This window comes from Rhizobium binae, assembly GCF_017357225.1.
GTDB classification, from domain to species: domain Bacteria; phylum Pseudomonadota; class Alphaproteobacteria; order Rhizobiales; family Rhizobiaceae; genus Rhizobium; species Rhizobium binae.
In genome coordinates this window covers 2982595-3006557 of sequence record NZ_CP071604.1, presented here as the reverse complement: position 1 = coordinate 3006557, position 23963 = coordinate 2982595, and the positions used below count along the sequence as shown (strand labels likewise).

The following is a 23963-nucleotide window of genomic DNA, read 5'->3' as shown; positions in this document are numbered from 1 at the left end:
TCTGAAAGCGCAATGATCCGCAATTATCGGTGGCAACAAGGGCCAAGCCTTCGTAATCTGCCGCCGCTGCGGTCGCTCTATCGATCTTATTCAAACGGGCTCAGCCTCCGCAGCGAAGCTTCCGGATCGGAATGCTACGGAGACGAGGGACCATGAGTGAAACCCGGCGCAAGCTGACGACGATCTTCTGTGCTGACGTGCAGGGTTATACGCGGCTGATGGGAGCCGACGAGGAGGGGACGCTTGCGACCCTGAAGCGCTGCCGCGAGGCAATGGGGCGGCTGATCGCAAGCCATGGCGGCCGTGTCATCAATACTTGGGGCGATGGGCTGATCGCCGATTTTCCGAGCGTGGTCGAGGCGGTACGCGCGGCCGTCGATACGCAGAATGAACTTGCCGGATTCAACGCCCGCCGCCCGGAAGACGGGCGCATGCTCTTCCGCATCGGCATCAATCTCGGCGATGTGATCGTCGAGGGCGACGACATCTATGGCGACGGCGTCAACATCGCCGCGCGTCTGCAGGCTTCCGCCGCGCCTGGGGGCATCGTCATATCCAGCACGGTCTACGACCAGGTGCGCAACAAGGTGGCTGTCGCTTTCGAATTTCTCGGGCCGCTGATCGTCAAGAACGTCCAAGACGGCGTGCCGAGCTATGCGGTGAAGATCGGCGACGGAAGCGACGGGGCGCCGCCTTTCCAACGGCCAGCCGCGCCCCGGCCGCAGCCGGCGGCGGCGATCGCCGAGACGAAGCCGGTGCCGGAGAGGCGAAGACTGTTCAGCGTGCTCGGCGTCATCGGCATCGTGCTGGTCGGCATCAACCTCCTTACATGGGATGGCGTTTTCTGGGCTCGCTTTCCCTTGCTCGCCTTCGGCGTCATTGCCGCGTTTGTCTGGAACCGCGACCAGCGGCGTTTCGACCGCAGGATGACCGCGCTCGCAATCGTGGCGATCGGTATTGTCGGCATCAATGTCCTGACCTGGAGCGGGACGTTTTGGGCCGTGTGGCCGATACTCGGGATTGCAGCGGCGTTCGGCCTGCGATGGTCGATGCGCCGATAGATTTTCTGCCCCCCGATTTTTGGGGCTCTGCGCGATAGTCACCGGCAAACCGGCTGCACTGAAGTGGTTTGAGATCTGCGTTCAAGCAAAAGTGAGCGGCCGGGTTATTTCCATTCTTCGCTGGTATTACAAATCGGTAATGCCGGGTGCTTATGCTTGCCGTTAAGCTGCAAAAGCGCGATATTGTCGCACCAGCGGGGAATCCTGATCCTTGGGGATGGAGATCCCTTCGATCGCAATCCGCAGCGGCTCTTTCGACCGACCCTGGTCCAACCTCGAGTCCCTCCGGAGACGTGAATGGCCTTTTGGAAGCAGTTTATACTTTCGCTCATCGTCATCATTGCCGGTTTTGCCGCGTGGGTTTTCTTTGCGCCGGGCGCCGGCGATTCGATGCGCTCAGCAGGCATTCCCGGCAATCTGGTTTCGATGGTTGCGCCGAAGACCGGACAGGCGGCGGATGCCGATGCTTCCAGGGCGGAACGGCAGCAGCGCGGCCAGGAGCAAGGGCAGGGTCAGAACCGCCGCAGTGGCGGCGGGCGCAACAGCGCGATTCTCGTCGCGACTGAGGCTGTCGTCCAGGGCGTCGTCAACGATCGGCTGAATGCCATCGGCACAGGTGACGCGATCCGTTCGGTCGCCGTGACGCCGCAGGCAACGGGCACGATCCGTGAAATCCTCATCAAGTCGGGCGACAGGGTGAAGGCCGGTCAGGTGCTGGCCAAGCTCGACAGCGAGGAGCAGGTGATCGCCCGCGGCCAGGCGGATGTGGCGGTCAGGGCCGCCGTCGAAAAATCCAATCTCTATCACAACATCAAGTCGAGCGTGTCGCGAATGGACGTGTTCGATTCCGAGATCGCCGAGCAGGGCGCCCGGCTGCAGCTGCAGGCGGCCGAGCTCAACCTCGCGCGGCGCAATATCATCGCCCCGATCGACGGGATCGTCGGCATCGTGCCGGTCAATATCGGCGACAACGTCACGACGACGACGCCGATCGTGACGCTCGACGACCGTTCAGAAATCCTTGTCGATTTCTGGGTGCCCGAGCGCTTTGCCAATACGGTCGCCGTCGGCCAGCCGGTCGAGGCGATGTCGGTCGCAAAACCGGGGCAGGTATTCTCAGGCGCGATCGAGGCCGTCGACAACCGCATCGATGCCGCAAGCCGCACACTTCGCCTGCGTGCCCGGATCGACAACTCATCGGATGAGCTGCGCGCCGGCATGTCCTTCAGCGTCAGCATGAAATTCCCCGGCGACAAATATCCGGCGGTCGATCCGCAGTCCGTGCAGTGGGATTCGCAAGGATCTTTCGTCTGGCAGGTGACCGACGACAAGTCGCATAAGGTGCGGGTGAGCATCGTGCAGCGCAATCCCGACTTCATTCTCGTCAACGCCGATCTCAAGGACGGCGACAAGATCGTGACACAGGGCCTGCAGCGGGTGCGTGAGGGTGGGGCGGTGCGGGTTTCCGCCGATATCGCCGCAAATGCCGAGGTCGCGACGCAATGACCGTGACCGAGATTCATCAGGGCGGATCGTCGGGAAAACAGAGTTTCACCGCACTGTTTGTTCGCCGGCCGATCCTGGCGCTGGTGTTCAACACGCTGATGGTCGTTGCCGGCCTTGCGGCCTATGTCGGCGTCGAGGTGCGCGAGCTGCCGGATGTCGACCGGCCGGTCGTCACGGTGCGCACCACTTTCGACGGCGCATCGCCGCAGACGATCGACCAGGAATTGACCAAGGTGATCGAGGGCGCGGTCGCCCGCGTCAGCGGCCTGAAATCGATCTCGTCGACCTCGTCCTTCGGCCAGAGCCGGGTGACGCTCGAATTCTCCGATGCGATCGATCTCGCCGTCGCCGCCAACGACGTGCGCGATGCAATCGGCCGCATCACCCAGAACCTGCCCGACGAGGCGGATGCGCCGCAGATCGTCAAGGCGGATTCGGATTCCTCGGCGATCATGCGGCTCGCCGTCACCTCCACCAAACTGAACATGGACGACCTGACGCAGCTCGTCGAGAACGAGGTGATCGATCGGCTGGCTTCCGTCGACGGCGTGGCCGATGTCCAGGAATATGGCGACCAGGAGAAGGTTTTTCGCGTTGATGTCGACCAGGGCTCGCTGGCGAGCCGCGGACTGACGATCGGCGACCTGACGAAGGCGCTCGACAATGCCGCACTCGACGTGCCGGCCGGCTCGCTGAAGAGCAGGACGCAGGATATCGTCGTGCGTGCCACCGCAGCCCTACAGACGCCAGCCGATTTTTCCAATGTCATGCTGCAGGACCGTATCCGGCTCGGTGACGTCGCGACGGTGACGCTTGGGCCCCGCGACGGGGATACTGCGCTCCGTTCCAACGGCAAGCCGGGCATCGGCCTCGGCATCATCCGCCAGGCGCAGTCGAACACGCTGAACATTTCGACCGGCATCAAGGCCGCCGTCGAGCAATTGTCGAAGACGCTGCCCGAGGGAACGACGATCGCCATCACCAGCGACGACGCCGTCTTCATCCAGGGCGCGATCCACGAGGTGGTGCTGGCGCTGGTGCTTGCTGCCGTCATCGTCACCGCCGTCATCTATCTCTTCCTGCGCGACTGGCGGGCGACGCTGATCCCGGCGGTCAGCATGCCGGTGGCGCTGATCGGCACGCTGGCGGCAATCTACATGGTCGGCTTTTCGATCAATATCCTGACGCTGCTCGCCATCGTGCTGGCGACCGGCCTTGTCGTCGACGACGCGATCGTGGTGCTCGAAAATATCGTGCGGCGGCGCGCCGAGGGCATGGGGCCGCGGGCGGCTGCCGTGCTCGGCACGCGTGAGGTGTTCTTCGCCGTCATCGCCACGACCGCGACGCTGGCGGCGGTGTTCATTCCGCTCTCCTTCCTGCCGGGACAGGTCGGCGGGCTGTTCTGCGAATTCGGTTTCGTGCTCGCCTTCTCGGTCGGGCTGTCGTCGATCGTGGCGCTGACGCTCTGCCCGATGCTTGCCTCACGCATGCTGACGAAGCCGATGATCGAGGATCACGGCGCGCTCGGCCGCGTCGGCGGAGCCTTCGCCAACCTCTACAGATGGGCGCTGCACGGATGCCTCAGCGCGCCTTTCGTCGTCGTGCTCTTCTCGGTGATGTTTGCCGGCGCGGCATTGATCGCGTTCTCGACGGTCAAGAGCGAACTGACGCCGGACGAAGACCGCTCGATGGTGATGATGCGGCTGACGACGCCGCAGGGGTCGAGCCTTGAATATACCCGCGACAAGATGCAGCTCCTTGAGGAATATCTGCAGCCGCTGGTCGACAGCGGCGACATTCGCAATGTCTTCTCGATTTCCGGACAGGGGGGCTCGCTCAACAGCGGCTTCATGGTGCTGACCCTTGCCCCCTGGGGAGAGCGCCAACGGACGCAGGCCGAGATTGTCGCCGACATCAACCAGGCTGCCGCGAAGGTGCCGGCGCTGCGCGGCAATGCCATCTCCTCCAACAGCCTGCGCATCCGCGGCGCCGGCAGCGGCGTGCAGATGGCGCTGATCGGCAATGATCACGAGGCGCTGACGGCGGCAGCCGCAAAGCTGGTGCGGGCCCTCGAGGCGACGGGTCAGTATGATACGCCACGTCTGACCAACGAACCCAGCCAGGCGCAGGTGTCCGTGGCAATCGACCGCGAGCGCGCCTCGGATCTCGGCATCGACATCACCGGGCTTTCGACGGCGATCCAGTCGCTGCTCGCAGGGCGCTCGGTGGTCGACGTCTTCGTCGAAGGTGAATCCTATCCTGTTCTCCTGACCTCGACGACAAGGCCGATCGACGATCCAACCGACCTTGAAAACGTCTTCCTGAAGACCGGCGACGGCAAGATCGTGCCGATGTCGGTCATCGCCACGATGAAGGAAGGTTCGGTCGCGCCGCAGCTGAATCGCGAGCAGCAGCTTGCCTCCGTCGCCATCACCGCCGGTCTCAGGAACGGCATGTCGCTCGGCGATGCCGTCAGCCAGGTGACCGAACTAGCCGCGCCGCTGCTGCCGCCGGGCTCCCGCCTCCTGCCGCTTGCCGAAGCGGCAACGCTGGAGGAAAATTCCAACGGCATGACGCTGACTTTCGGCTTCGCGATCGTCATCATTTTTTTGGTGCTGGCCGCACAGTTCGAAAGCGTGCTGTCCTCGCTGATCATCATGTCGACGGTGCCGCTCGGTCTTGCCTGCGCCGTGTTTGCGCTCGTCATCACCGGCTCCAGCCTCAATATCTACAGTCAGATCGGCCTGGTGCTGCTGGTCGGCGTCATGGCCAAGAACGGCATCCTGATCGTCGAATTCGCCAATCAGCTGCGCGATCGGGGGGAGGACGTGCGGTCCTCGATCGAGAAGGCCTGCGCGCTGCGCCTTCGCCCTGTCATGATGACGATGATCGCCACCATCCTCGGTGGCGTGCCGCTCGTCTTCGCCCATGGTGCCGGTGCGGAAGCGCGCGTGGCACTCGGCTGGGTGATCGTCGGCGGTCTCGGTTTTGCAACGCTGGTGACGCTGTTCATCACGCCGGTTGCTTATCTGCTGCTCGCCCGTTTCGCCAAGCCGCACGCTCATGAAGTAGCGCGCCTGCACGAGGAGATGGCGATCGCCACCCGGGGGCGCGCAGCACCCGGCGAGGAACAGCTGCAAGCTGCCGAGTGAGCTGACGTCAGGACTGAACACCCCGTCGGATCCCCATTCGGCGGGTTTTTTTTGGCATATCAAGTCTTGCGGAACAGGATAAATTTCGCCTGAAGATTAGCCGTTTATTAAGCATAAGCGGCAATGATCGCGATCAGGAACCGACTGGTCTTTTCTGTTTTCCCGAAGACCGCAATGCGCTGGATTCAGCGACCCCGGACATGAGTGTCTGCGCGGATGGTTCATTCTGGTTCAGTTGCGTTCTGTTGTGTTTTTGGAGTTTGGTTCCCGTGAGTATTTATCAGCGCGTCTCCGTCGATGCGGCGCTCCATGTGCTGCGCGATATCAACCGCAATATGACGGTTACGCAAAACCACATCACGACGGGCATGCGTGTCGCCAAAGCGGCCGACAACGCCGTCTACTGGTCGATCGCCACCACCGCACGCACCGACAACAAGGCGGTTTCGGCGATCCAGGATGCACTCGGCATGGCCGCGGCGACGATGGGCACGGCCTATGCCGGCGTCCAGAACGTCATCGACGTCGTCTCGGAAATCAAGGCGAAGCTGGTCGCGGCCACCGAGGACGGCGTCGACAAGACCAAGATCAACGAAGAAATCAAGCAACTGCAGGAGCAACTGCGCAGCGTTTCAGAATCGGCAACCTTCAACAGCGATAACTGGGTGATCCTGAACAACGACGCGACCCCGACGCAGCCGCGCCAGATCCCCGCTTCCTTCATCCGCAACGCCGACGGTACGATCTCGGTCGGCATGCTGAGCTATCATATCGACAACACGCCGGTCGGGGCCACGTCCTCCAAGGACGCGCGCTATCTGATCGACGACCGGGCCACCGGTTCGGGTGAGTATGGCGTGCTGACCTCGGCCTATTTTGCAACCGAGCTCGGCACCTCGCAGGACTACGTGCTGATGACCAGCAAGAACGGCGCCACCGCCGGTCAGGTGGTGATCTCTCTGTCGTCGAGCACGACGAAAGGCCAGGTCAGCGAAATGATCAGCGTCGTCGATGCTGCGCTGACGCAGCTGACGACGGTCGGATCCGCCTTCGGCGCGCTGGAAAAACGCATCGAGCTGCAGAACGACTTCGCCACCAAGCTGCACGACAACATCACCGGCGGCATCGGCCGGCTCGTCGATGCCGACATGGAGGAGGAGTCGAGCAAGCTCAGGGCGCTGCAGACACAGCAGCAGCTCGGTCTGCAGTCCCTGAACATCGCCAACGCGACCTATGATACGGTCAGGCAGCTGTTCCAGAATTTCTAAAGGTGTGGGCGTGCCAACTCATTTTCACTGACCAAGTCAGTATGTGGACGCAGGCACCACCTTTCCTCCGTCCACTTCAACTGACTTGGTGAAAGGGGAGAAGAGGGCGCTGCCCTTTGCAAAAAATGGTGATTTCAGCGCATTGCTGCAACATGGCGGCTGTTTCGGCGCCTGAAATTCCCCTATCAAGGGAACATCTTCATTTTCTTGCCGTAATCCTTGCCATTTGCTCGCACCAGCTTTGAACGGAGACCATCCTTTTCCATGATCAAGAAATTCATACTTCTGGCTGTCGCAGCAAGCTATCTCAGTGCGTGCACGACGACCGACCCCTATACCGGTGAGCAGAAGGTTTCCAACACGGCGGGCGGCGCGGCGCTGGGTGCGCTTGGTGGCGCGCTCGTCGGTGTCGCCGTCGGCGGCGGCGGCCACGGCAAGCGCAATGCGGCGCTGATTGGCGCCGGCATCGGCGCTCTCGCCGGCGGTGCGATCGGCAACTACATGGACCAGCAGGAAGCCGAGCTCCGCGCCCAGCTCGAAGGCACCGGTATTTCGGTGACCCGCAACGGTGACAATATCATTCTCAACATGCCGTCGAACATCACCTTCGACGTCGACCAGGATGCGGTGAAGCCGGGCTTCTATCCGACGCTGAACTCGGTGGCGATCGTGCTGCGCAAGTTCAACCGGACGCTGATCGACGTCAACGGCCATACGGATTCAACCGGCAGCCTGCAGCACAATCAGGACCTGTCGCAGCGCCGCGCGCTTTCGGTTGCCGATTACCTCGGTGGCCAGGGCATCGACCAGCGCCGCGTCTCCGCCGTCGGCTTCGGTCCGTCGCAGCCGGTCGCCTCCAATGCGTCCGAAGCCGGCCGCGCCCAGAACCGTCGCGTCGAAATCCAGATCGCGCCGATCACGCAGGGCTGAGCCCCGTCTCGCAGCGTTTGCGGAAAGGCCGGGCCATGCCCGGTCTTTTTCCTCAGTGCTGCATCGCTGCGCCCTTGGTGATCTTGTCGACGATCTTCTTGTCGGCGCGCAGAGCGATGCCGACGACCTTGGCATCGTCGGGCGCATATTCGGAAAAGACGGCGCGATTGGCCGCGTCGTGGCCAGTTGCGAACATTTCCTCGATGAAGAGCGAGGCGGTGACATCGCGTTCCAGCGCACGGCGGTGGATGGCAGACATCGTCGCCTCGTCGGCGGAGAGCACGATGATCGGCTGGATCGACAAGGGATTGTAGATGTTGCCGACACGGTCACGGTAAGGCTCGCCGATGATCTCGGGATGCCCGCCGGCGATGCCGGTCATCAGAAAGGCGGTGACGTTCAGCTTCTGCCAGGCGGCAAGATTGTTTCGCAGGACGACGGTGATTTTGGTATCAAACATCAGACAGTCTTTCACCTATGCATGGAATAGGAGTATCGAAGGCGTTGAGCCAGCTTCTACAACAGCAGGTCTTCGAAGGTCTTGAACGTTTGTGCACGGGGCCATCCGGCAACGGCATTCTGACGGCGCCGGCCTTTCCCGGCATCGAGCGCATCGGCGCGCAATTCTCCGGCAATGTCTTCGAGCCGCACCGGCACGACACCTACGCGCTCGGCGTCACCATGAAGGGCGTGCAGACCTTTCGCTATCGCGGAGAGCGGCGCTTCAGCCTGCCGGGACAAGTGATCGTGCTGCACCCCGACGAAGAACACGACGGCGGCGCGGGAACCGAGGACGGGCTGCAATACCGCATGCTCTATATGGAGCCGGCGCTGCTGCTCGAATGCCTGGAGGCGGAAGGCCTTGGCCTGCCGTTCGTCGATGAGCCGGTCATCGGCGATCCGGAATTGGCCGGCGTGCTGCTGGATGCACTCGGCGAACTCGACCGCGAACTGGACGAACTCTTCGTCGACGATTTCGTGTCGCGGGTGACGGGCGGCTTGTCACGGCACGCGCGGGTGCCGCGCCGGTCGTTCGGGGCGATCGCCTGGCGGCAGACACGGGCGGCGCGGGATTATCTTGAAGCGCATGCCACACGGCCGGTTTATTCCGGCGAACTGGAAGCGGTCACCGGGCTCGATCGTTTCGCGCTGTCGCGGCATTTCCGGGCGGCCTTTGCCACGAGCCCGCATCGCTACCTGCTGATGCGGCGGCTGCAGCAGGCCCGCGCCATGATCGGCGCCGGCGAGAGCATTTCGGACACGGCGGCTGCGACGGGCTTTGCCGACCAGAGCCATCTCAACCGCCACTTCAAAAAGGCCTACGGCATGACGCCCGGCCAGTGGTCAGCACTCGTTCATGGCAGCAGAACGCCCCCAGCGCGTGCTGGTGGGCGTGGGTCAGGCTCTTGACGGTGCAAAGGCCATCGCCGCAGTCTGAGAAAACAGGTGTCGCTCAATCGGGATTTTTGCGGCAAGGCTTATAGGCTGCCCGGGTCTTCCCGAACCTTCAGAATGCGGTCGATAAGACCCCATTCAAGCGCTTCCTCCGCCGTCATGAAACGGTCGCGATCCATCCCGTGCTCAAAGTCTTCGTAGGAACGTCCGCAATGCTCCGCGTAGAGCCGCGTCATGCGTTGCTTGGTCTTTAAAATTTCCTCGGCATGAATCAGCATGTCGGAAGCCTGCCCTTGAAATCCGCCCGAGGGCTGGTGAATGAGGATGCTGGCATTGGGCAATGCGGCTCTTTCGCCGGGTTCGCCTGCCATCAGCAGGAACGATCCCATTGAACGGGCCGTCCCCATGCATAGTGTATGAACCGGCGCACGGATGAAGCGCATGGTGTCGTACATGGCCAGGCCGCTGGTCACGGCGCCGCCCGGCGAATTGATATAGAGGTTGATCGGCTTTTTGGGGTTTTCCGCTTCCAGAAACAGCAGTTGCGCGCAGACGAGCGCCGAAACGGTATCGTTCACCTCGCCATTGAGGAAGATAATCCGCTCGCGCAGAAGCCGGGAATAAATGTCAAAGGATCGCTCCCCCCGGCTGGACTGTTCTATGACCATAGGGACGAGTTGCATCGCTTCGCTCATCGGCGACCTCCAGACTTGCAGAATTTTATGGGGAGGCTCGCCGTGTCAGGCGGCGAGCATGAGGGGCGGGCTGTTGCTATTCGCCGGCGCTCTTGCCATTCCATCGAATCTTGCGTCCGTCAGTTCGTGGACGATCCGAAGGCACGTGCCGCCAGTAGCATTCGGGGTGATCGTGAACGTCACGGTGCTTTCAAGGAAAGGCGGGTTATCGTCACGCAGCTTGTAGCGAACTTCCTGGCCGGGGGTGACGGTGATCGCATGGGGATCAGCCAATGCCTCCTTCGGAAGCCACCTTTCCCGAAGCTCGGGAATGGTGACAGCACGCCAGACCTTTTGCGGCGGATCGCCTAAGTCAAACTCCAACTCGACGCCGCTATCCTGCTCCTTGGTCTTCCCTTGGTTCATTGATCCATGTCCTTCAGCAAGACTTTGAGTGCTGTGATACGCTCCGGCCAATAGGCGCGGTATTTTGCGAGCCACTGGGCGATGAGAGCCAACCCATCGGGATCGACTTCGTAATTCACGAAACGCCCCTGTCGTTCTTCCCTCACCAGCTTTGCACTGCGCAGAACTGCGAGGTGTTGCGACATCGCCGGCTGGCTAATCTCCATGCCCTCGCGCAAGGCGCTGGCGTTCATGCTCCCTGCCGCCAGTTTCTCAAAGATCGCACGGCGGGTCGGGTCTGCCAAAGCTCGGAAGAAGTCATTTTCGATCATGCGAAAACATAAGCATAGACTTATGTGATTCGCAAGCTATTTCGAGACAGCGTTCTGTTGCTGCGGAAATCCCAAGTTCAACGACTGACCTCTCAGGATCAAAAAGTGAGAGGAATTTCTTGCCGCAAAACCGGTCCGCAAGCGACGGGGTTCTGCAGTCGTCTGAAGTCCGCATCGGGCCTAGAGAAGACGGGACTTGAGGTCCGGATTGTTGGGCCGCTCTGCATCAGGCTGGACTTTCGGCAAGCCCGGAACGCCGGGCGATGAAGCGGGCGAGCGTCGGGCCGACCAGCAGGATGACAAGGAAGCGTCCGGTCTGCATCGCCATCACGAAGGGCACGTCGACATCGCTGGAGGCGGCGATGATGGCAACGGAATCGGCGCCGCCCGGGCTGGTGGCGAGATAGGCCGTCAGCGGATCGATGCCAGCGAAGACATGGAGCGCAGCGGCCATGCAGCCGCAGAGCGCCATCAGCAGCACGATGCAGGCCGATACCCTCGGCAGGGCGCGCGCCACATGCGAAAGGATCGAGCGGGTGAAGCGCAAGCCGATGCTCCAGCCGACAAGCGCATAGGCGAGGGCGAGCAGCCACATCGGCAGTTCGATCCTCATCAGGCCCATGCCCTGCAGGAAAGCCCCGAGAAAGAGCGGCACGATGATCGTCCCGCCTTGGATGCGCAGGCACTGGACGCCATAGGCGGAGATGGCGGCAAAGGCGATCGTCACGGCAAAGGCCGGCCAATCGACGACGGGAAAGAGGACCAGCGGCGGCGGTTCGACGCCGTCAGCGGCCACCCAAAGGCGCGAGATCATCGAGGCGCCGACGGCGACGAAGACGACGCGCAGATATTGCATGAAGGCAACGAGCCGGGCATCGGCGCCATAGGCTTCCGACATGATGACCATGGCCGAAGCGCCGCCCGGCGAGGAACCCCAGACGGCGGTCGTTCCAGGCAGTACCTGCCAGCGTGTCAACAGCCACCCGAGGCCAGTGGCAATGGCAATAACCGAGAAGATGAACAGCAGGAACAGCGGCGCATCCTTCGCCATGGTGCCGAGAATGTCGGGAGTGATGGTGCGCGCCATCATCAGGCCGACGAGGACCTGGCCGAGTTGCAGCGGCCAGACCGGCACGCGAAGCTTTCCCTTGCCGACGGTCAGCGCCAGCACGATGGCGGCGACCATCGGTCCGATCAGCAGCGAGGCGGGCAGATCGAAGAGTTCGAGGAAGAGGGTGAAGGCGGTCGAGAGCGCCAGCAGCAGCGCCCATTTCGGCAGGCCGGCATCGCCCAGCAGGCGGCTGAATGGCATGGGTCCCGTATCTTTCCTGGCCGGCGCCAAGCTCTGAGGCTGAATGTGAGAGGAAGCTCCGGCGTGACGAAGAGAGGCCGGCGGCAACGGCCGGCTGGCGCAGGTCCGGTATAGAGGCGGGCTTCCGAGGCGGTCAATTGCGAAATCTGGCTCTCGGTGCCCTGGGATGGAATTTGATTCAAGTGATTGGCTTAAGTCGCTGTTTTCATGGGCCTCTCTTGTCCGGTGCCTCAGAGGCGCACATGGGCGGCGAGGAAATCGAGGAGGGCGCGGACCCGCGCCGGCAGTGGGCCGCCCTGGCCGATATAAAGGGCGTAGAACTCCTCGATATCGCCGGGGTTCGCCTCTTCGAGCACCGGTACCAGGCGACCTGCCTCGATATCGGCGCGCACAGTGAAGGCGGCCAGCCGGGCAAGGCCGGCGCCGGATAGAGCGAGATGTCGCATGGCTTCGCCGTCTGCGACCTGAATGCCTGATGCAATCGGGATCGTCACCGTCTCGCCGCTCTCGCGCATCGGCCAGCCCTCGATGGCGCGGGCATAAGAAAAGCCGATGCGGCAATGGCGACGGAGATCGGCGACCGAGCGCGGTTCGCCATGACGGCTGAGGTAATCAGGCGAGGCAACGATAAGCTTGCCGATGGCGCCGAGCTTGCGGGCGATCAGGCTGGAACTCTTCAAGGGCCCAGCGCGGATCGCGACATCGGCGCGCTCTTCCATCAGATCGACGATCCTGTCGGTATGGGCAATATCCACCGTCACGGCGGGATGAAGCGCCATGAAGGCGGGCACGAGCGGCGCCAACACATGATTGCCGAAGGAGCCGCTGGTGTTGATGCGGATGCGGCCTGCCGCTTCCTCGCCGGATGAGGCCTGGCGTTCGGCCTCGGCGATATCGGCGAGGATGGCGATGCTGCGCTCGTAGAAGGCGCAGCCCTCCGGCGTCAGCTGCAGCCTGCGGGTGGAGCGGTTGACAAGGCGGACGCCGAGGCGCGCCTCCAACCGGGCGACGAGCTTGCTGACGGCGGACGGCGTCATGCGCCGCGCCGTGGCGGCCGCGGAAAAGCCGCCGCGCTCGACGACGCTGACGAAGACTTCCATCTCGCGGGAGCGGTTGATGTCCTGACGGGCCATGATGAATTCAAATCACAGATGCTTTGCTTAAAGGCAATCTATATCACCGCAGAGGGCGGGTCTATCTCAGGAGAAACAAGGAGACAGAGCCATGGAATATAGAAATCTCGGTGCATCCGGCCTCAGGGTGCCGGTCTTGAGCTTCGGCGCCGGCACTTTCGGCGGCAAGGGGCCGCTGTTTGGTGCATGGGGCAATACCGATGCCGAGCAGGCGCGACGGCTCGTCGACATCTGTCTCGAAGCCGGCGTCAATCTTTTCGACACGGCGGACGTCTATTCGGCCGGCGCCTCCGAGGAAGTGCTCGGTCGCGCGATCCGCGGCCGGCGCGATGCCGTGCTGATCTCGACGAAGACGGCGTTGCCGACGGGCGAGGGACCGCAGGACTGGGGAACGTCGCGGGCGCGGCTGATCCGCGCAACCGAGGAGGCGCTGCGCCGCCTGGGGACCGACTATATCGACCTTTTGCAGCTTCACGCCTTCGACGCCTCGACGCCGGTCGAGGAGGTGCTGGCGGCGCTCGACGGGCTCATCGCCTCCGGCAAGATCCGCTATATCGGCGCTTCCAATTTTGCCGGCTGGGAGCTGATGAAATCGCTGGCGGTCGCCGAGCGCCATAGTCATCCGCGTTATGTCGCCCACCAGGTCTATTATTCGCTGGCGGGGCGCGATTACGAATGGGAGCTGATGCCGCTCGGCGCCGACCAGGGCGTCGGCGCTCTCGTCTGGAGTCCGCTCGCCTGGGGGCGGCTGACCGGCAAGATCCGCCGCGGTGAGCCGCTGCCCGCGGCAAGCCGCCTGCATGAGACGGCGCAATACGGTCCGCCCGTCGATGACGAGAAGCTCTACGATATCGTCGAGGTGCTGGACGCCGTCGCAACGGAGACCGGCAAGACCGTGCCGCAGATCGCCATCAACTGGCTGCTCGGCCGGCCGACGGTGTCGAGCGTCATCATCGGTGCTCGCAACGAAGAGCAACTCAGGCAGAACCTCGGTTCCGTCGGCTGGAGCCTGTCGAAGGAGCAGATCGAAAGGCTCGACGCCGTCAGCGCCGCGACGGCGCCCTATCCCTATTTCCCTTATCGACGGCAGGAGGGCTTCGCCCGGCTCAATCCGCCGATCGTCTGAGGTGTCGGGCAAAGCGGACCGTCCTGTGACAAAAGGGGAATGATATCTTCTCCCATTCTTAACTGGACAGCCGCTTTGACTTGCCGCATACCCTGCCTGGTCCCACGAGGCACGACGTGGTTTCTTGGAATGGCAGGGAGATCAAAGAGATGGCGCTGAAGGACGCTAAGGCCGGCATACGCAACGAGGCGGGCATTGCCGCTGCGCTCGGCATTCTCAAGCAGAGCTTCGGCGAGCGCTTCCAGACCGGCCAATCCTTCCGCGAACAGCACGCCCATACGACGACCTATATCCCGCCGCAGCTGCCAGACGGCGTGCTCTTTGCCGAGAGCGCCGAGGACGTGAAGACGGCGGTCAGGGTCTGCGCGGCCCACAGGGTGCCGGTCATCGGTTTCGGCACCGGCTCCTCGCTGGAGGGGCAGGTCAATGCCGCCAATGGCGGTATCTCCATCGATTTCAGCCGCATGAACCGGGTGCTCGAAGTCAATCCCGAGGATCTCGACTGCACGGTCGAGCCCGGGATCACCCGGGAGGCGCTCAACATATACCTGCGCGATACCGGGCTGTTCTTCCCGATCGATCCCGGTGCCAATGCTTCGATCGGCGGCATGGCCTCGACGCGGGCCTCAGGCACCAATGCCGTGCGTTACGGGACGATGAAGGACAATGTGCTCGCCGTCACAGCGGTCACCGCCAATGGCGAGGAAATCCGCACCGCCCGGCGTGCCCGCAAATCTTCGGCCGGCTACGACCTGACGCGGCTCTTTGTCGGCGCCGAGGGCACGCTCGGTATTTTGACCTCGGTGACGCTGCGTCTGCAGGCGATCCCGCAGAAGATTGCCGGGGGCGTCTGCGCCTTTCCGAGCATCAAAGCGGCCTGCGATGCCGTCATCATGACGATCCAGATGGGCATCCCGGTGGCGCGGATCGAACTGCTCGATGCCGTGCAGATGCGGGCATGCAACGCCTATTCCGGACTTTCCTATGCCGAAAGCCCAACGCTCTTTCTCGAATTCCACGGCACCGACGAAACGGTGCCGCTGCAATCGGCAGCCTTCGGAGAGATCGCCGCCGAATGCGGCGGCGGCGAATTCCTGTGGACCGTCAATGCCGAGGAGCGCACCAAGCTCTGGAAAGCGCGTCACGACGCCTATTGGTCCGCAAGGGCCTTGGCTCCAGGGCTTGCCGCACTTTCGACCGATGTTTGTGTTCCGATATCCCGGCTTGCCGATTGCGTTTCGCAAACGCAGGCGGATATCGAGGCGCATGGACTGCTCGGTCCGATCGTCGGCCACGCCGGTGATGGAAACTTCCATGTGCTGCTGCTGTTCGACGACAAGAGCGCCGAAGACATCGCCGTTGCCGAAAGCTTCGTGCAACGCCTCAACCGGCGAGCGCTCGACATGGACGGCACGTGCACCGGCGAACATGGGATCGGGCAGGGGAAGATGGCGTTTCTGGAGCAGGAGCTTGGGGGAACGGTGGATCTGATGCGACAGGTGAAGCAGGCGCTCGATCCGGACGGCATCTTCAATCCCGGCAAGATTTTCCATCACGGCTGAAAACGGAACATTCTCATGAACTTGGGCCTTGCCCCCGGCATGAATAGCGCTAGTGTCGGCAATAGAATCCCGAATGGAGAATCCTTGCATTGGTAGGCCGGTTCCTCGTCTTTCTGGGGGGAGTGATCGTCGTAGTGCTGTTTGTGGCGCTGCTTGCGCCGCTGTTCATCGACTGGACGGATTTCCGCAAGAACTTCGAGGATCAGGCAAGCCGCATCATCGGCAAGAAAGTCACCGTCCACGGTACGGTGGATGCCCGCTTGTTGCCGTTTCCGTCGGTCACGCTGCATGACGTGCGCGTCGGCCAGGAAGCAGACGGCACGCCGATCGTCAGGGTCGAGCAATTTTCTATGGATGCGGAGCTCGCGCCTTTCCTGTCGGGTGAGGCGCTGATCTTCGATATGCGGGTCGTCAATCCGAAGGTCCGTCTGAGATTGCTCAAGGACGGCACACTCGACTGGATGCGCGGCAGCCGCGCCGAAATTCCGGCAAAGACGGTCGTTCTCGAAAATGTGCATGTCAGCGGCGGCGAGGTCGAGTTCATCGACGACCAGTCGGGACGGGGCCGCCGCATCACCGGCCTGAATGCGGAGATGTCCGCCAAGTCGCTCGCCGGCCCTTGGCGCATCGAGGGCGATGCGACGCTCGATGGCGAACACGGGAATTTCTCGATCTCGAGCAGCCAGCCGGACGAGAAGGGCGTGCTGCACATGCGCACGAAACTTTCCCCGGATAAGCAGCCGGTCAGCATCGATCTCGATGGCGAGCTGAAGCTCGTCGACCGCAAGCCGAATTACCAGGGCCAGCTCTCGGCAGCGATCGAAAACCGCAACAGCGCCAAATCGGCGAACAAGAATGAGCAGCCGCCGCGGGTCAAGGGTCGCTTCGAACTTACCAACGAACGCATCCGCATTCCCGAATACCGGATGGAGATCGGCCCTACGGACGATCCCTATGTCGTAACAGGCGAGGCGACGCTGGACACCGGCAACGCGCCGGAATTCCTGCTGACGGCCGACGGGCAGCAGATCGACGTCAACCGCATCGGCAATGAAGGCGCGGCCGGCAAGACGACGCGGGATCCCGCGGTTTCGGCGCGGCAGCGGTTGAATTCGCTGATCGATATTGTCGCGCAGGTACCCATCCCGCAGGTGCCGGGCAAGGCAAGCGTCAAGCTGCCGGCGATCGTCGCCGGCGACACGACATTGCGCGATGTGCAACTGGAGCTGGAGCCGGCCGGTACCGGCTGGATGATCGACAGCGCCATAGGCACTTTGCCGGGACGCACCCAGGTGGAAGGGAAGGGCAAGCTCCTGCTTCAGGGCGAGCCCTCGTTCAACGGCCAGATCGTAGTGGCCTCGAATCAGCCGACGGGGCTTGCCTCCTGGCTTGCCGGCTCGGTCGACCCGGCCATCCGGCAATTGCGGCAGGCGGGTTTTTCCGCCAATGTCAGCCTCACTCATGAATTGCAGCGTTTCGAAAACCTCGAAATCGCCATGGGATCGGCGACTCTGAAAGGCCGGCTGGAGCGGCAGGCGGTTTCCGGCCAGACGCCGACCCTGTCGGTGGCGCTGAACGGCGACACGCTCGATCTTGACGCACTGCAGGCGCTGGCCGGGCTCGCGACCGGGCAGGATACCGGCGACAATGTCCTCGATCACAAGATCGCCGCCCAGCTCAAGGCCGACAAGTTCACCGCCTTCGGCGTCAGCGCCGAGAATGTCGAGACCACCTTCACGATCGCTGACGGGGCGCTTGCGGTCGACCGGCTGGCGGTCAAGAACCTCGCGGGCGCCGAGCTGACGGCGACGGGCCGGGCGGAAGGCTCGCTGCTCGATTACAAGGGCGCGGGTGAGATCACCTTCAAATCGGCCGATCCCGGCGGCTTCTTCACCATGCTGCGCGAGCACCTGCCGCACCACCCGGTGCTCGACCGGCTGGTGCGTAATGCCGGCTGGTACGGCAATACGGCATTGCGCGGGGCGCTGACGCTCGGCGGCGACGAAGGCAATGCGCTGACGGTGACGCTGGCCGGCGTGGCGAACGGCAGCCGTGTCAATCTCGACTATCGCATGTCAGATCTGTTGGCGCTGACCGGCAACGGCACGACGAGCCTCGAGGCGACGCTCGAAAACGCCGTGCCGTCGATCCTCTTCGGCCAGGCCGGGCTCGACCCGCTGCCGGTCGATGTCGGCGCCAACGGCCGCCTGACGCTCAAGGTAAAGGCGTCGGGCAATGATCCCGCCGATGCGGCGCTGACGTTTGCCACCGACCGGACTTCATTTACCGCCAACGGCAAGGTCGATGTCCGGCCGGAGAGTTTCATGAATGGTCAGATCGCGCTTTCGCTCGATAGCGCCGATATCGACCCCTATCTCATCATGAACGGCATCGCCCTGCCGCAGACCGGAACGGGACTGCCGTTCGGCCTGCAGGTCAATGCCGCCGTCGACAGCGACAAGATCGCCTTATCCGATATCAAGGGGCATGCGGCCGACAACGAATTTTCCGGGGCGCTGAGCTTCGACCGGAAGGCCGCCAAGACGACGGCGAGCGGCGCGCTGACCCTCTCCAAAGCCGACGCTGGCTGGCTTGGCGAGGCCGTGTTCGGCCAGATCGTCGATCCCGCCAATGGCGCGCTGACGAAGGCCCCGCTTGGCTTGCCCGTCTTCAAGGATCTCGACGTCAAGGTGAAGCTTTCAGCCAAGGAATTCTGGCCCGGCCTGCCGGGAACGGCGGTGTCCGATTTTACCAGCAACGTCGTCTATAAGGGCGACGAACTGCAGCTCAACGACATGGCCGGCAACTGGGACGGCGGCAAGCTCTCCGGCAACCTGCTCTTCACCAATGCCGACGGCACCGGCTTCTTGCAGACGAAGCTTGCGCTTGCCGATTCCGATCTTGGCGGCGTCGTCTGGCTGCGTGACGGTGCGCCGATCGCCAATGGCAAATTCGGCCTGTCGCTGTCAATGGACGCGTCGGGCAAGACGATCGGTGAGATCGCCAGCTCGCTCAACGGTTCGGGGGAGCTGAGGCTCGGCGATACCAGCATACGCGGGTTGAACCTTGCCATGCTTCCGCCGCTGCTTGCCGCGACCGACACGATGCAGGAACAGATCAATGCCGGCAAGGTGCATCCGATCGTCGAGACGCTGCTCAACAACGGCGAAGCGAAGCTGCCGCCGCTCGGAGTTCCCTTCAACATTACCGACGGGACGCTGAGGGTGCAGAATGTCACCGTCGCCAATGATCTGGCCCGCGTCACCGCCGATGCACAGATCGCGTTGCCGGAGGAGCGGATCAGCGCGACGGTCGGCATCAGTCTCAATCCGGGGACGGAGGTGCTTCCCGGCGCCGAACCGGCGCTGAGGCTCAATTTCTCCGGCATGCTGCCGTCGCCCGGCAAGACGATGGATGTGACCGATATCACCAGCTACCTCTCGCTGCGCGCCTTCGAGCGCGAACGGCGGCGCGTCGAAAGGCTGCAGGCGATCGTGCTCGAAAAGCAGCGGCTGCGTCGCGAGGTCGCGCTCTATCGCTTCAACGCCGCCGAGCGCGTCAGGGCCGCCGAGATCGAGCGACAGCGGCAGGCGGAGGAACAGCGGCTGCGCGCGCTGGCACAGGCAGTGGCGGCGCGGAAGGCGGCCGCCGAGGCGGAGGCCGCACGCGCGGCGGAAGCCAGGGACAAGGCCGATGCGCAGGCGAGGGCGGCTGCGGAAGCGGCGCGGCGCAGCGGGCAGGAGCAGCCCGGTCCGCTCAATTTCGATCAGCTGCCGGGCATTCAGGCGCAATGAAGGCGCTTGGAAGATGCGTGGGTCTATCGGAAACCGCCGCAGACTTTGACGGGCAGTTGTGGCGTCACGGCTGGCAGCCACCACCGGCCTTCGCCCAGGAAAGCACGTAGAGGCGCAGCGCCGAGGACAGGTTGCTGTCCGGCGGGCGGTGGTCGTCGATTTCGGAAATCAGCGCGGCAAGCGATAGCGAACGGCTTGCGGCGATCGTCTTAAGTTCGGCCCAGAATTCATCTTCCAGTGAAAAGCTGGTGCGGTGGCCGTGCAGTGTCGCCGAGTGCTTGCGGATCATGACCGACGATTCACAGCCCAATCAGGTTTGAGGATCGATTCAGGAAAATTGCGCAAGTGGCTGAACGCAGAATCCATTCCGGCACTTCAAGCTCGCGTGCAGCCTCATGCGCCGTCGTCATCCGTCTCGATCCGGCCGTCGCGGTGGGCTTTGTCGGCCTTCTCGTTCAGGCTGCGCGTCAGCTGCTTCTCGGCCTTAGTGCGTCCGAAGGAAATACGGTTCTGCTCGGCCTGCTTCTCCTTTTCGGAGCGAAGCTGCTTCTTGCGGAACTGGCGCAGATTGATGATTTCGGCACTCATGCGTGTGGCTGAATCCCCATGAAAAAGGGAGGCTGAACCTCCCTTTGAAATCACTGCTTCTTGCGGAAGGAGTCCAGCGAGACGACGGAACCGGGTTTCTTCTCTTCGCCGTCGGCCGGTTTCGTGCCGGCGGTTTCGTCAGGCTTTCCTGCCGCATCGACCGGATAGGCGGTGATCTCGCCGGACGGCAGTTCCTCGCCATCGGCGAGCGGCACGTCGAATTCGAGTTCGAAATTGACGGAGGGATCGTAGAAGCCGCGGATCGCATTGAACGGGATGACCAGCTTTTCCGGGACGTCGGAGAAGGAAAGGCCGATTTCGAAATGCGTCTCGGTGATCTTCAGGTCCCAGAACTGGTGCTGGATGACAATGGTCATCTGTTCGGGATATTTCGACTTCAGATGCTGGGAAATGCGCACACCGGCCGCACCCGTCAGGAAGGTGATGAAGAAGTGATGGTCGCCAGGCAGACGGCCCGTCGTTGCGACTTCCGCCAAAACCTTGCGGATGACGCCGCGAAGTGCATCCTGCGCCAGAATGTCGTAGCGGATATGATCCTGCCCCATGCTTTTCCTGTCTTTCGTCGGTTCGGAAGTCTTTTCACAAGGTTATATGCCACGTCCGGGCGCCTTGGGAAAGACCGGAGCCGAGTCACGTTTTTTCGCAGCATACATGATTTCGTCAGCAGGGAGAAGGTGAAGGCTTCTGTTGCCAGGTGCCTTCGGACCCCGCCTAGAGGTGCGAACCACTAGGACTTTGATTGAAGTGTCACACCGCGATTAAGCAGCGAGACGAGCTTCCGCATAGTTGTCGTTTGCAACTACAATTTTAGCCCGATAACGGCGGTACAATGCCGAGCAAAAAGTCGATCTTTACACCCTTGTCGATCCTATTTCGCCCCCATCAAAAGCCGGCCTTCGATGCCGCCGGTTTTTGGTGGAGGCGCCGGGTACCGCCCCCGGGTCCAATAGGTTTATTACACCGCTCATTTATTGCCATAGCCGGCCCGAAAGCCGGCAGGGTTCATATAGTGATTTCCTTTGCCCAAGGAAAGGGCAAACGTCACAAAAGCTTTATCTCCGGCGGCAGAAAGAACGGGAAAATGCCCGCCGGCGATTGGTTTCCTGAAGGCGAAGGCTTAAATTGGGGAAAACGGAATCAGCGCGCCATGCAGCAATATCTCGATCTTCTGAAGCATGTGATGGAAAAGGGCTCCGACCGGGGCGACCGCACCGGCACCGGTACCCGCTCGGTTTTCGGCTATCAGATGCGCTTCGACCTGGAAGAAGGCTTTCCCGTGCTGACCACGAAGAAGCTGCATCTGCGCTCGATTATCCACGAGCTTTTGTGGTTCCTGAAGGGCGAAACGAATATCCGCTACCTCAGGGAGAACGGCGTCTCGATCTGGGATGAGTGGGCCGATGAGAACGGCGACCTCGGGCCGGTCTATGGCGCCCAATGGCGCTCCTGGCCGGCACCGGACGGCGGCCATATCGACCAGATCGCCAATCTGGTCAAAGGCGTCATCAACAATCCGAATTCGCGCCGCCACATCGTCTCGGCCTGGAATCCGGCCGAAGTGGATAACATGGCGCTGCCGCCCTGTCATTGCTTGTTCCAGTTCTATGTTGCCGACGGCAGGCTCTCCTGCCAGCTTTACCAGCGCTCTGCCGACATTTTTCTCGGCGTGCCCTTCAATGTCGCTTCTTATGCGCTTCTGACGATGATGGTGGCTCAGGTGACGGGGCTGAAAGGGGGCGATTTCGTCCACACGCTTGGCGACGCGCATCTCTATCACAATCATTTCGACCAGGCGAAGCTGCAGTTGACGCGCCGGCCGAAGCCGCTGCCCTCCATGCGGATCAATCCTGAAGTGAAGGACATTTTCGGCTTCACCTTCGATGATTTCGAGCTGATCGGCTATGAAGCCGATGCCAGCATCAAGGCGCCGATCGCCGTCTGATCCAGGACATTTCATGGCCGACATTCGCAGGACCATCATCGCCGCCGTTGCCCGCAACGGCACAATCGGCCGCGACGGTGACATGCCGTGGCGCCTGTCGAGCGATCTCAAGCGCTTCAAGGCGCTGACGCTGGGCAAGCCTGTGGTGATGGGCCGCAAGACCTATGATTCGATCGGCAAACCGCTGCCGGGACGGCCGAACGTGGTGATCTCGCGGCAAGCGGCGATCTATCATCCCGACGTCAGTATGGCGCATTCACTGTCCGAGGCAATGAACGCGGCTGGAAGGCTGGCGCGCCAAACGGGCGCCGGCGAGATCTGCATCATCGGCGGCGGCCAGATCTACGCGCAGGCGATCAATCTTGCGGACCGAATGTGCATCACCCATGTCGAGGCCGATCTCGACGGCGACGCGTCGTTTCCGGCGATCGATCCCGATCTCTGGCAGGCGACGGAGACGATCGCGGTGCCGGCCGGCGAAAGGGACAGCTATCCCACTCGCTACGTCGTGTATGAACGCCGTCACGCCTGAAAACGAACTATTTTCCAATTAAATTGACCAAGTTTCTCACGCTGCGTTGAAAGCCGGTGCGGCGATACTTATAACGGTCACCAACGCATCGGCCGGTCAGCCCCCACGGTCCCGGATGCGGGGAAGACTTAACGAACAACGAGGTTTTGATGCCCTGGAGCAATCAGAATGGCGGCGGCGGCCCTTGGGGCGGCGGCGGTAATAATCAGGGACCATGGGGCCAGGGGCCGAACCGTCCGCGTGGCGGCAAGGGCGGACCGCCCGATCTGGAAGACATTATCCGGCGCGGCCAGGACCAGCTGCGCAATATCGTTCCCGGCGGTTTCAACGGCGGCGTGGCGGTGATCGTTTTGGCGATCGTCGCCGTCTTCTGGCTGATCCAGTGCGTCTACACCGTCCAGCCGGACGAACGCGGCGTCGAGCTGCGCTTCGGCAAGCCGCGGGAAACGGTATCGATGCCGGGTCTGCATTTCCATTTCTGGCCGATGGATACGGTCGAGATCGTCAAGGTCACCGAGCAGCTGCTGAATGTCGGCGGCACGCAGGGCAGCAGCAATACGGCCGGCGGGCTGATGCTGTCGGGCGACCAGAACATCCTCAACGTCCGCTTCAACGTGCTCTATCAGATCAGCGACGCGCGCGCCTATCTCTTCAACGTCGAAAGCCCGGCGCAGACGCTGCAGCAGGTTTCCGAAAGCGCGATGCGCGAAGTGGTCGGCCGCCGTCCGGCGCAGGACGCGTTCCGCGACCGGCGCCTGGAGATCGCCAGCGAAGTCGCCAACATCATCCAGGATACGATGTCGCGCTACAATTCCGGTATTTCCGTCAACAAGGTGACGATTGAGGACGTGGCGCCGCCGCGTGAAGTGGCCGACGCCTTCCAGGAAGTGCAGCGCGCCGACCAGGACAAGCAGCGCCTGGTGGAGGAAGCCAACCAGTATGCCAACCAGAAACTCGGTCAGGCACGCGGTGACGGCGCCCGCATCCGCGAAGCTGCAGCCGCCTACAAGGACCGAGTCGTCAAGGAAGCCGAGGGTGAGGCGCAGCGCTTCATCGCCATCGACGAACAATATTCGAAGGCGCCCGACGTTACTCGCAAGCGGCTGTTCCTGGAAACGATGGAACAGGTGCTGAAGAATTCCAAGAAGGTCATCATCGACGAGAAGCAGGGCGTCGTGCCCTATCTGCCGCTCAACGAGATCTCCAAGCCTTCGCAGCAGGGAGGTTGAG

21 protein-coding genes and 1 other RNA gene are annotated in these 23963 nt (G+C 62.5%); 12 read left to right on the top strand and 10 right to left on the bottom strand.

The window, feature by feature from the left end; all coding sequences use genetic code 11:
- The first annotated feature begins 152 nt into the window (after positions 1 to 152).
- From J2J99_RS14830 to J2J99_RS14810, 5 genes are all read left to right on the top strand, one after another.
- Positions 153 to 1061 (top strand): adenylate/guanylate cyclase domain-containing protein, encoded by a 909-nt coding sequence (locus J2J99_RS14830; protein ID WP_168296834.1) that lies wholly within the window; start codon positions 153 to 155, stop codon positions 1059 to 1061.
- A 297-nt stretch (positions 1062 to 1358) separates the two neighbouring features.
- Positions 1359 to 2567 (top strand): efflux RND transporter periplasmic adaptor subunit, encoded by a 1209-nt coding sequence (locus J2J99_RS14825; RefSeq protein WP_168296835.1) that lies wholly within the window; start codon positions 1359 to 1361, stop codon positions 2565 to 2567.
- Positions 2564 to 5719: an efflux RND transporter permease subunit gene (locus J2J99_RS14820; RefSeq protein WP_168296836.1), complete on the top strand. Its 3156-nt coding sequence runs from the start codon at positions 2564 to 2566 to the stop codon at positions 5717 to 5719. Before J2J99_RS14825 ends, J2J99_RS14820 begins: the two co-directional genes overlap by 4 nt.
- Positions 5720 to 5988: 269 nt before the next feature.
- Positions 5989 to 6987: a flagellin N-terminal helical domain-containing protein gene (locus J2J99_RS14815; RefSeq protein ID WP_168296837.1), complete on the top strand. Its 999-nt coding sequence runs from the start codon at positions 5989 to 5991 to the stop codon at positions 6985 to 6987.
- Between the two features lie 264 nt (positions 6988 to 7251).
- On the top strand, positions 7252 to 7917 hold the full coding sequence (locus J2J99_RS14810; RefSeq protein WP_004673336.1) for a YiaD family glycine zipper/OmpA-like lipoprotein: 666 nt from the start codon (positions 7252 to 7254) through the stop codon (positions 7915 to 7917).
- A 52-nt stretch (positions 7918 to 7969) separates the two neighbouring features.
- On the opposite strand, the gene J2J99_RS14805 is transcribed toward J2J99_RS14810, so the two are convergent.
- Positions 7970 to 8377, bottom strand: a complete 408-nt coding sequence (locus tag J2J99_RS14805; protein WP_168296838.1) for a DUF2000 family protein — start codon at positions 8375 to 8377, stop codon at positions 7970 to 7972.
- A 44-nt stretch (positions 8378 to 8421) separates the two neighbouring features.
- Between J2J99_RS14805 and J2J99_RS14800 the strand changes: the two genes are divergently transcribed.
- The gene (locus tag J2J99_RS14800) at positions 8422 to 9327 is read left to right on the top strand and encodes an AraC family transcriptional regulator (protein ID WP_168296839.1); all 906 of its coding nucleotides are present in this window, start codon (positions 8422 to 8424) and stop codon (positions 9325 to 9327) included.
- A 68-nt stretch (positions 9328 to 9395) separates the two neighbouring features.
- On the opposite strand, the gene J2J99_RS14795 is transcribed toward J2J99_RS14800, so the two are convergent.
- The 5 genes from J2J99_RS14795 to J2J99_RS14775 all read right to left on the bottom strand — a co-directional run bounded on the left by J2J99_RS14795 (position 9396) and on the right by J2J99_RS14775 (position 13168).
- Positions 9396 to 10007: an ATP-dependent Clp protease proteolytic subunit gene (locus J2J99_RS14795; RefSeq protein ID WP_168296840.1), complete on the bottom strand. Its 612-nt coding sequence runs from the start codon at positions 10005 to 10007 to the stop codon at positions 9396 to 9398.
- A 45-nt stretch (positions 10008 to 10052) separates the two neighbouring features.
- The gene (locus J2J99_RS14790) at positions 10053 to 10412 is read right to left on the bottom strand and encodes an SRPBCC family protein (protein WP_168296841.1); all 360 of its coding nucleotides are present in this window, start codon (positions 10410 to 10412) and stop codon (positions 10053 to 10055) included.
- Complete coding sequence (locus J2J99_RS14785; protein WP_088681137.1) at positions 10409 to 10723, bottom strand: ArsR/SmtB family transcription factor; 315 nt, start codon at positions 10721 to 10723, stop codon at positions 10409 to 10411. Before J2J99_RS14785 ends, J2J99_RS14790 begins: the two co-directional genes overlap by 4 nt.
- Positions 10724 to 10949: 226 nt before the next feature.
- On the bottom strand, positions 10950 to 12035 hold the full coding sequence (locus tag J2J99_RS14780) for an AbrB family transcriptional regulator (RefSeq protein ID WP_168296842.1): 1086 nt from the start codon (positions 12033 to 12035) through the stop codon (positions 10950 to 10952).
- A 230-nt stretch (positions 12036 to 12265) separates the two neighbouring features.
- Complete coding sequence (locus J2J99_RS14775; protein WP_168296843.1) at positions 12266 to 13168, bottom strand: LysR family transcriptional regulator; 903 nt, start codon at positions 13166 to 13168, stop codon at positions 12266 to 12268.
- 91 nt (positions 13169 to 13259) lie between these two features.
- Here J2J99_RS14775 and J2J99_RS14770 point away from each other — a divergent pair, with 91 nt between their 5' ends.
- The 3 genes from J2J99_RS14770 (at position 13260) to J2J99_RS14760 (ending at position 19650) form a co-directional block, all read left to right on the top strand.
- A complete protein-coding gene (locus tag J2J99_RS14770) occupies positions 13260 to 14294 on the top strand; it encodes an aldo/keto reductase (RefSeq protein WP_168296844.1) in 1035 nt (344 codons plus the stop codon).
- Positions 14295 to 14443: 149 nt separating this feature from the next.
- A complete protein-coding gene (locus J2J99_RS14765; protein WP_168296860.1) occupies positions 14444 to 15856 on the top strand; it encodes an FAD-binding oxidoreductase in 1413 nt (470 codons plus the stop codon).
- A gap of 89 nt (positions 15857 to 15945) precedes the next feature.
- Positions 15946 to 19650 (top strand): AsmA family protein, encoded by a 3705-nt coding sequence (locus tag J2J99_RS14760; RefSeq protein ID WP_168296845.1) that lies wholly within the window; start codon positions 15946 to 15948, stop codon positions 19648 to 19650.
- Between the two features lie 64 nt (positions 19651 to 19714).
- Here the strand turns inward: J2J99_RS14760 and J2J99_RS14755 are convergent, their stop codons facing one another.
- The 4 genes from J2J99_RS14755 to ssrA all read right to left on the bottom strand — a co-directional run bounded on the left by J2J99_RS14755 (position 19715) and on the right by ssrA (position 21295).
- The gene (locus tag J2J99_RS14755) at positions 19715 to 19939 is read right to left on the bottom strand and encodes a ribbon-helix-helix domain-containing protein (RefSeq protein ID WP_168296846.1); all 225 of its coding nucleotides are present in this window, start codon (positions 19937 to 19939) and stop codon (positions 19715 to 19717) included.
- 104 nt (positions 19940 to 20043) lie between these two features.
- Positions 20044 to 20238, bottom strand: a complete 195-nt coding sequence (locus J2J99_RS14750) for a DUF4169 family protein (RefSeq protein ID WP_004677236.1) — start codon at positions 20236 to 20238, stop codon at positions 20044 to 20046.
- Between the two features lie 50 nt (positions 20239 to 20288).
- Positions 20289 to 20804 carry an SspB family protein gene (locus tag J2J99_RS14745; RefSeq protein WP_168296847.1) on the bottom strand — a complete coding sequence of 172 codons (516 nt, stop codon included), beginning with the start codon at positions 20802 to 20804 and terminating at the stop codon, positions 20289 to 20291.
- A gap of 128 nt (positions 20805 to 20932) precedes the next feature.
- Positions 20933 to 21295: a transfer-messenger RNA gene (gene ssrA / locus J2J99_RS14740) on the bottom strand.
- 111 nt (positions 21296 to 21406) lie between these two features.
- Between ssrA and J2J99_RS14735 the strand changes: the two genes are divergently transcribed.
- The 3 genes from J2J99_RS14735 (at position 21407) to hflK (ending at position 23962) form a co-directional block, all read left to right on the top strand.
- Positions 21407 to 22201 carry a thymidylate synthase gene (locus tag J2J99_RS14735; RefSeq protein WP_168296848.1) on the top strand — a complete coding sequence of 265 codons (795 nt, stop codon included), beginning with the start codon at positions 21407 to 21409 and terminating at the stop codon, positions 22199 to 22201.
- Between the two features lie 13 nt (positions 22202 to 22214).
- A complete protein-coding gene (locus tag J2J99_RS14730; protein ID WP_168296849.1) occupies positions 22215 to 22733 on the top strand; it encodes a dihydrofolate reductase in 519 nt (172 codons plus the stop codon).
- 149 nt (positions 22734 to 22882) lie between these two features.
- Positions 22883 to 23962: an FtsH protease activity modulator HflK gene (gene hflK / locus J2J99_RS14725; protein ID WP_168296850.1), complete on the top strand. Its 1080-nt coding sequence runs from the start codon at positions 22883 to 22885 to the stop codon at positions 23960 to 23962.
- The last annotated feature ends 1 nt before the right edge of the window (position 23963 follow it).

Coding starts and splice junctions, on each gene's coding strand:
- J2J99_RS14830 (WP_168296834.1), top strand. CDS start 153: ATGAGTGAAACCCGGCGCAAGCTGACGACGATCTTCTGTGCTGACGTG.
- J2J99_RS14825 (WP_168296835.1), top strand. CDS start 1,359: ATGGCCTTTTGGAAGCAGTTTATACTTTCGCTCATCGTCATCATTGCC.
- J2J99_RS14820 (WP_168296836.1), top strand. CDS start 2,564: ATGACCGTGACCGAGATTCATCAGGGCGGATCGTCGGGAAAACAGAGT.
- J2J99_RS14810 (WP_004673336.1), top strand. CDS start 7,252: ATGATCAAGAAATTCATACTTCTGGCTGTCGCAGCAAGCTATCTCAGT.
- J2J99_RS14805 (WP_168296838.1), bottom strand. CDS start 8,377: ATGTTTGATACCAAAATCACCGTCGTCCTGCGAAACAATCTTGCCGCC.
- J2J99_RS14795 (WP_168296840.1), bottom strand. CDS start 10,007: ATGAGCGAAGCGATGCAACTCGTCCCTATGGTCATAGAACAGTCCAGC.
- J2J99_RS14790 (WP_168296841.1), bottom strand. CDS start 10,412: ATGAACCAAGGGAAGACCAAGGAGCAGGATAGCGGCGTCGAGTTGGAG.
- J2J99_RS14785 (WP_088681137.1), bottom strand. CDS start 10,723: ATGATCGAAAATGACTTCTTCCGAGCTTTGGCAGACCCGACCCGCCGT.
- J2J99_RS14780 (WP_168296842.1), bottom strand. CDS start 12,035: ATGCCATTCAGCCGCCTGCTGGGCGATGCCGGCCTGCCGAAATGGGCG.
- J2J99_RS14775 (WP_168296843.1), bottom strand. CDS start 13,168: ATGGCCCGTCAGGACATCAACCGCTCCCGCGAGATGGAAGTCTTCGTC.
- J2J99_RS14770 (WP_168296844.1), top strand. CDS start 13,260: ATGGAATATAGAAATCTCGGTGCATCCGGCCTCAGGGTGCCGGTCTTG.
- J2J99_RS14765 (WP_168296860.1), top strand. CDS start 14,444: ATGGCGCTGAAGGACGCTAAGGCCGGCATACGCAACGAGGCGGGCATT.
- J2J99_RS14755 (WP_168296846.1), bottom strand. CDS start 19,939: ATGATCCGCAAGCACTCGGCGACACTGCACGGCCACCGCACCAGCTTT.
- J2J99_RS14750 (WP_004677236.1), bottom strand. CDS start 20,238: ATGAGTGCCGAAATCATCAATCTGCGCCAGTTCCGCAAGAAGCAGCTT.
- J2J99_RS14745 (WP_168296847.1), bottom strand. CDS start 20,804: ATGGGGCAGGATCATATCCGCTACGACATTCTGGCGCAGGATGCACTT.
- J2J99_RS14735 (WP_168296848.1), top strand. CDS start 21,407: ATGCAGCAATATCTCGATCTTCTGAAGCATGTGATGGAAAAGGGCTCC.
- J2J99_RS14730 (WP_168296849.1), top strand. CDS start 22,215: ATGGCCGACATTCGCAGGACCATCATCGCCGCCGTTGCCCGCAACGGC.
- hflK (WP_168296850.1), top strand. CDS start 22,883: ATGCCCTGGAGCAATCAGAATGGCGGCGGCGGCCCTTGGGGCGGCGGC.